Raw genomic sequence first — 6,995 nt, 5'->3', positions numbered from 1 at the left:
CCCCAGTACGCCCAGCCCGCCCCCGGCACCCCGGTGGTCGGCGCGGCCTGCGGCCGGCTGCTCAGCCAGCGCTGGCAGCTGCGCCGCACCGGCGGCGACTACCTCCTGGTCAACGCCGCCAGCGGCCGCTGCCTCACCCTCGGCGGCCCGGACCGCCGACCCGCCACCGCCGACTGCGGCAGCTCCCCCGAGGCCGAGCGCTTCACCCTCTCCCGCGCGCCGCAGGGCACCTACACCCTCACCGTGCGCGGCACCGGCGCCTGTCTGACCGCCGACCCTGCCCCGGTGAACCACCACTGCGACGCCCGCCCCTCCCACCGCTGGACGCTCACCCGCACCGAGCCGCTGGTCCTCGCCGACCCCGGCTTCGAGCAGGGCTCCGGCAGCTGGACCTTCACCGGCCACACCGGCACCGCCACCAACAACCCGCACGGCGGCAGCCAGCTCGCCTACCTCGACGCCGGCCCCGGCTACGCGGTCAGCCAGCAGGTGACCGCCGTCTCCGCGGGCGCCTACGACCTGTCCGCCTGGATCGCGACGGGCGGCGCGGGCGGCACCTTCTCGGTGAGCGTCAACGGCACCGTGGTGCGCTCCCTCCCGCTGCCCGAGCAGGCCGTCTACGCGAAGTACACCCTCCCCCGGGTGCCGGTCGCCCCCGGCGACCGGCTGACCCTCACCATCGGCTCCTCCCCGACGGGCTGGGTCAACGTGGACGACGCCGCCGTCGCCCCGGCCGCCCCCAACGACCCCGTGATCAGCTCCTCCGACCCCGAAGCCGTCGCCCTCTTCGACTGGGCCAAGACCAAGGCCAACAGCTGGGTGCAACAGGCCGGCGCCACCGGCGTGCTCGACCAGGACGAGAACCACCCCGGCGGCACCGGCGCCACCACCTACGACGCCAGCTACTGGGCCGGCTACCCGTTCCGCTCCGCCTTCTACAGCCGTGACTTCGCCCACCAGCTGGTCGGCGCCCACCTGCTCGGCCTGGACGCCGAGAACAAGACCATGCTGCGCGGCTTCGCCGCCTCCGCCACGGACGTCAACAAGCTCTACCCGGTCTGGGCGCTCAACTTCGACGCCCGCAGCCACCTCGCCATCGACTACCGGAGCCCCGACCGCTTCGTCCGCGAGCTGCCCGCGCCGTTCGAACTCGTCCAGCAGGCCGGCGAGGCCTTCCGCTGGACGGGCGACCGCGACTACGCCGAGGATCCGGGACTCGGCCGGTACGTCCGCAACACCCTCGGCCCGTTCATCGCGGCCCGCCCCGGCCCGGTCGACAACGGCGGGGTGCCGATCCCGCAGGCCACCAGCCGCAGCATCTTCGCCGGTACCGCCAGCTACGCCGAGAACGCCACCCGCACCTACGCCGAGGCCGGCGACGCGGTCGGCGCCCAGTACCAGGCCTACCTCGCCGCGGCCACGCTGGCCGAGGCCAGGGGCGACGCCGCGTCCGCCGCCGACTACCGGAAGGCCGCCGAACGGCTGCGTACGTACGTCAACTCCACCTGGAGCGTGGACGGTTCGCAGCCCGGCGAGGTGGTGCACGGCTACGACACCGCCGGCAAGCCGATCACCGGCTGGGGCTACGAGGCGAGCGTGCTGATGCCCGTCAAGCGGCTGCTCGACCCGGGCCCGCGCCTGGACGGGTACCTGGCCGCCATCGACGCCGCCGACTCCGGCCCGGAACGCTCGGCCAACCTGGAGGCCTACACCTACCTGCCGGACGCGTTCTTCGCCGACCACGACGGCACCACCGCCTGGAAGTGGATGCGCCACATCTACGAGAGCACCGGCGAGCCGCACGTGAGCGGCGCGATGCTGAACGGCGACTACCCCGAGGTCCCGTTCACCCTGCTCGCCCAGACCGTCCAGGGCCTGCTCGGCGTCACCCCGGACGCCGCCGGCCACGCACTCACCACCGTCCCGCAGCTGCCCGCCTCGATGGGCTGGCTCCAGGTCGCGGGCATCCCGGTCGGCGCCGGCACGGTGACCGTCCGCCACGACGGCGCGCAGCGCAGCACCGTCACCAACACCGGTACCGAGCCGCTGACCTGGGAGGCCCGCTTCCCCGGGCAGCACGCCCGCATCACCGTCGACGGCAAGCAGCGCGAGGCCCGCACCACGACCGTCGACGGCGCGGCCTTCACCACCACCACCGTGACCCTCGCCCCCGGCCGCTCCGCGACCGTGACCGTCACCGACTGACCCCCACACCGCACCACCGCGGCCGGTCGGCCCCACCCGGCCGGCCGCGTTTCGCCTGAGACTTCCCGACGAATCGCCATGTCCCCCACACCCTCAGGAGGGCGCACATGCGCCGAACCCGCCGCCGTGTCGCGGCATCCCTGCTCTCCCTCGCCCTCGCCACCGCCGGACTCGGAGCCGTCGGCCTCGGCGCGGCCACCCCCGCCGCCGCGCTCGGCAACGGCAACGCCCTGACCCCGCCCATGGGCTGGAACTCCTGGAACTCCCTCGGCACCGAGGTCACCCAGGAGCAGGTCGTCCAGACCATCGACTTCATGGCCGCCAACGGCCTGGTGGCGGCCGGCTACGACACCGTCACCATCGACGACGGCTGGTCGCTCTGGCACCGCGACGGCCAGAGCACCGACCTCGTCCGCAACGCCGACGGCGGCATGCAGTTGTACGACAACGCCGGGAACCCGGTCAGCGGCACCGACGGGAACGGCAACGACCCCACCTCCGGCCACCTGATCCCCCGCCCCGACCACTTCCCCGCGCAGACCGTGGACGGGCGCAGTGTCAACGGCATCGAGTACCTGGCCCGCTACGCGCACAGCAAGGGCATGAAGTTCGGCCTCTACGCCACCGACACCTACCTCACCTGCCAGATGCACCCCGGAAGCCTCGGCCACGAGTCCACCGACGCGGCCGACTTCGTCTCCTGGGGCGTCGACTTCGTCAAGTACGACGACTGCCCGTACGGTCCTCAGATCGTCGGCCCGGACGGGCACAACTACTACACCCAGGGCGAGGGCAAGGAGCTGACCCGCTCCGTCTACGCCCGGGTGCAGACCTTCCAGCACGCCCTGGACGCCGCCTCCGCCGCCCAGGGCAAGCCCAAGGTCACCCTCAGCGTCTCCGCCCAGCCCGCCCACACCGGCGTCCCGTACCTGCTCGCCGCCGACGACCCGGCCCGCACCGACCCGGTGGTCCAGGCCGCCGGGACCGCCCCCTTCAGCGCCCCCGGCTACGCGCCCACCGGCGTCTGGTGCGGCCAGGTCGCCAATCTCTGCCGGATCGGCGGCGACCGGGACAGCGAGCTCGACGGGGTGCTCTGGAACGGGCAGTTGCAGACCGCGCTGCAGTACCCGGGCAACGTCCGCCCGGGCAGCTGGAACGACCTCGACATGATGTTCACCGGCTGGCAGGACGTCTACGGCCTGTGGGGCACCACGGACACCTGCGTCTGCCACAAGCCCTTCACCGACGACGAGTCCCGCACCGAGACCTCGATCCTCGCCATGCTCGCCGCGCCGCTGATCTCCGGTGCCGACCTGCGCACCGCCGCCCAGTCCCGGCACAGCGACCGCGGCTACACCTGGTCCACCGGGATCAACGACGCGAGCCTGGCGATCCTGAAGAACCGCGAGGTGATCGCCGTCGACCAGGACAGCCTGGCCAAGCCCGCCACCCTGGTCGGCGCCAAGCCGGCCGACGGGCACGCGCCGGTGGTCCTCAAGCGGCAGCTCGCCAACGGCGACACCGCGGTGCTGCTGGTCAACCAGGACCCGTCGGCCGGCCGCACCGTCGCCACCAGCCTCACCGAACTCGGCCTCGGCGGCTCCGGCTACCAGGCCAAGGAGCTGTGGACGGGCGCGAGTTCGACCGTCACCGGACCGCTCGGCGCCTCGCTCCCGGCGCACGGCGCGGCCCTCTACCGGCTCACCCCGAAGTCGACGGGCGGGCCGTCGGGCGTCGTCGACGACGGCAAGTACCACGCGCTGACCAGCGGCGGCCTCGCGCTGTCGCTGCTCGGCTCCTGCACCGCGCCGATCGGCTCGATCACCGACCTGGAGGCGCAGCGCCCCGGTGACGCCGCCCAGCAGTGGACCTTCACCGCCAACGCCGACGGCACCGTCCGGATCACCGACAACTGCGACACCGCCACCCACCGGCACACCGTGCTCTCCGCCGGAAACTCGGCCGGCTACAGCGCCTACCTGCTCGACCCCTCGCCCGGCAACCCCTGGCAGGAGTGGAAGCTGACGCAGGACCCGGCCGGCGCCGTCACCCTCACCAACGTCGCCACCGGCCTCGTCCTCGACGCGGGCGCCGGCACCGCCGGAACCCCCGTCACCACCCGCCCGGCCGCCGGCCAGAGCTGGGCCCTCGGCTCCTGAGGGGCCCTCACTCCCGGGTACCGGCCGTCCGCTGCGCAGAGCGGGCGGCCGGCATCCGGACCAGCACCGCCACGCTCAGGCCGAAGACGAGCACGCCCAGCGGGACGTGGACCGACGGCACGTGCGCGATGCCGAGGACGACCTGCGCCGAGGCCAGTACCAGGAAGCCGGACGCGTACAGGATCGGGCGGGGCGATCCGCCGCCCGGCCGCCAGGCCAGGACGGCGGCGAGCACGTACAGCATCGAGGCCCCGTACATCACCCGCGCACCGACGCTGTGCAGCGTCTCGCCGTAGGAGGTGGAGAGCAGCAGGCCGGCCGAGACCGCCTGCAGGAAGACGGTCGCGGTCTGGAGCGCGACGCAGACGCGCAGGAAGGTGCGGGTGCGCTGTTCCACCGCCGTTCCTGACGCCGTTCGCGCCGTTGCACCCGCCGTGCTGTGGATGGCCATGTTGCGTTCCCCTCTTCTGCCTCGCGGCGGTTGATCGGTAGTGTCCCGGTGATCCGACGACACAGGCCGGCGAAGTGTGAGGCGGGGTTGCGTCCCGGGCCGGGGATCGCGCTCCGGTGCGCTGTCGGGTCGGAGCGACGACAGCGGAAGCGGACGAGACGCAGCAGGGAGTGGCCCCGACCATGAGCACCACAGCCGAGCCCGGGCGGGAGCGGTCCGTACCTGACCTGAGCGTGATCGTCGGCGAGCGGCGGCAGCTCGTCAACCTCGCCTACCGGCTGCTCGGTTCGCTGGCCGAGGCCGAGGACGCGGTGCAGGAGGCGTACGCCCGCTGGTACGGGCTGTCGCGACCGCAGCAGGAGGCCATCGCCTCGCCCGGCGCCTGGCTGACCACGGTGGTCACCCGGGTCTGCCTGGACCTGCTCGGATCGGCGCGGGCCCGGCGGGAGCGTTACGTGGGCGAGTGGATCCCCGAGCCGCTGCCCGACCGCGGTGAGTGGATCGGCGGGTCGGCCGGCGGCGGACCCGCCGATCCCGCGGACTGGGTCACGCTGGACGAGTCGGTGGACATGGCCTTCCTGGTCGTCCTGGAGACGATGACCCCGGCCGAACGGGTGGCGTTCGTCCTGCACGACGTCTTCCGCTACCCCTTCCCCGAGGTCGCCGGGATCGTCGGCCGGACCCCGGCGGCCTGCCGGCAGCTGGCCACCTCCGCCCGCCGCCGGGTCAGGGCCGTACAGGCCCCGGCGACGCCGAGGGGCGCGCAGGCCGGTCTGGTGCGGCACTTCAAGCAGGCCTGGGAGGCCCGGGACATCGCGGCCCTGGTCGGTCTGCTCGCCCCCGACGCCACGATGACCGCCGACGGCGGCGGCCTGGCCGGCGCCGCCCTCCGCCCGGTGGTGGGCGGCGAGCGGATCGCCCAGTACCTGATCCACCTCGCCGACAGGGCCCCCGGGCTCACGCTCCTCGAACGGACCGTCAACGGCCGCCCCGGCCTGGTCGCCCGGCACGCCGGCGTCACCGCGACGGTGGCGGCGTTCGGCCTGGCGGACGGCCGGGTCACCCACATCTGGGCGGTCCGCAACCCGGAGAAGCTGCGCCCGTGGAGCACGAGTCGCCTGCCCGCCGACGCCCCTTAGAGTTCCTCCACCACCTCCACCCCGGGGCACTCGCGCGCGAGGTCGCGGAAGAACCGCTCCCCGTCGATCACTGCCTCCGGCGCATGCACCCCCGCCGGCCCCACAGTCCCGTCCAACAGCTGCGCCAGCCCCAACCCCGCCGGAACCCCCGTCGCCTCCGCCATGTCCGCCAGCAGCGCCTCCGCCCCGTTCAGACGGGCGAGGGCCGCGGCCGGGCGGCCGTCGCGCGTGCCGGTGGCGGCGGCGAAGAACGGCGGGAGGGTGCCCGGGCCCCGGAGACGAGTGGCGCGGGCGGCGGCGCGCAGGGAGCGGCGCACGGTGGGGTGGTCGAGATCGGCGGCGGCGCTCTCGTTGGTCAGCCGTCCGGCGTCGAGCTCGTCGCGCAGCACACCCAGGTAGGCGGCGGTGCCGACGGACACCACCATGAGGTTGGCCGCGTCGCCGCCGGGCCGCAGGCTGCGGTGCAGGGTGACCGGCTCCGGGTGGCCGACGGTGTAGGCGGTGCCACGGTGGCCGCCGGGCAGGTCGAGGGTGACCGGGCGCAGCGGGGGCCGCCGGACGAGCCGGCCGCCCTCCACCGCCGCGACCGTCCCGCTGATCTGCTGCATCCAGTGCACGGCGGCGGCCGACACCGCACCGCCCGGGTCGCGCAGCGAGGTGTCGGCCTCCGGGCCGACGTCGACCGGCCAGGCGGTGTGGACGTCGGTCAGGGTGTCGAGGCGGGCGGCGGCCCGGGCGGCGAGCAGGTTGCTGACGCCGGGGCTGGCGCCCATGCCGAGCACCGCGCGCACCCCGGCGGCGCGGGCCTCGTCGCCCAGTTCCAGCATCGCGACGGTGGGTTCCCAGTCGTCGCAGATGTCCAGGTAGTGGGTGCCGGTGCGGATCGCGGCGCGCAGCACGTCGAGGCCGTAGCGGTAGTACGGGCCGACGGTGTTGACCAAGGCGTCGGCGTCCGCGAGGGCCGCGTGCAGCTCCCGCTCGTCGGTGACGTCGACCCGGGTCGCGCGCACGGGCACCGGTGAGCCGGCGGCCAGCGCGGCG

General features: G+C 74.3%; 5 protein-coding genes. 3 read left to right on the top strand and 2 right to left on the bottom strand.

Annotated features, from left to right (window positions below; all coding sequences use genetic code 11):
• Positions 1–2,205, top strand: a 2,205-nt coding sequence (locus tag KS423_RS47600) for an RICIN domain-containing protein (RefSeq protein ID WP_263455505.1), incomplete at its 5' end; no start/stop codon positions are given.
• Positions 2,206–2,312: 107 nt separating this feature from the next.
• A complete protein-coding gene (locus KS423_RS33675; protein WP_263455504.1) occupies positions 2,313–4,364 on the top strand; it encodes an alpha-galactosidase in 2,052 nt (683 codons plus the stop codon).
• A gap of 7 nt (positions 4,365–4,371) precedes the next feature.
• Here the strand turns inward: KS423_RS33675 and KS423_RS33670 are convergent, their stop codons facing one another.
• Positions 4,372–4,815 carry a hypothetical protein gene (locus KS423_RS33670; RefSeq protein WP_224283552.1) on the bottom strand — a complete coding sequence of 148 codons (444 nt, stop codon included), beginning with the start codon at positions 4,813–4,815 and terminating at the stop codon, positions 4,372–4,374.
• A 182-nt stretch (positions 4,816–4,997) separates the two neighbouring features.
• Here KS423_RS33670 and sigJ point away from each other — a divergent pair, with 182 nt between their 5' ends.
• On the top strand, positions 4,998–5,954 hold the full coding sequence (gene sigJ, locus KS423_RS33665; protein WP_224283551.1) for an RNA polymerase sigma factor SigJ: 957 nt from the start codon (positions 4,998–5,000) through the stop codon (positions 5,952–5,954).
• Here the strand turns inward: sigJ and KS423_RS33660 are convergent.
• A partial coding sequence (locus KS423_RS33660; protein ID WP_224283550.1) for a saccharopine dehydrogenase family protein occupies positions 5,951–6,995 on the bottom strand: 1,045 nt, incomplete at its 5' end. The two genes, sigJ and KS423_RS33660, sit on opposite strands and share 4 nt — an antisense overlap.

It is taken from the genome of Streptomyces sp. LS1784, from assembly GCF_020103755.1.
Lineage (GTDB): Bacteria > Actinomycetota > Actinomycetes > Streptomycetales > Streptomycetaceae > Kitasatospora.
This window is presented reverse-complemented; position numbering and strand designations above follow the sequence as displayed.

Coding starts and splice junctions, on each gene's coding strand:
- KS423_RS33675 (WP_263455504.1), top strand. CDS start 2,313: ATGCGCCGAACCCGCCGCCGTGTCGCGGCATCCCTGCTCTCCCTCGCC.
- KS423_RS33670 (WP_224283552.1), bottom strand. CDS start 4,815: ATGGCCATCCACAGCACGGCGGGTGCAACGGCGCGAACGGCGTCAGGA.
- sigJ (WP_224283551.1), top strand. CDS start 4,998: ATGAGCACCACAGCCGAGCCCGGGCGGGAGCGGTCCGTACCTGACCTG.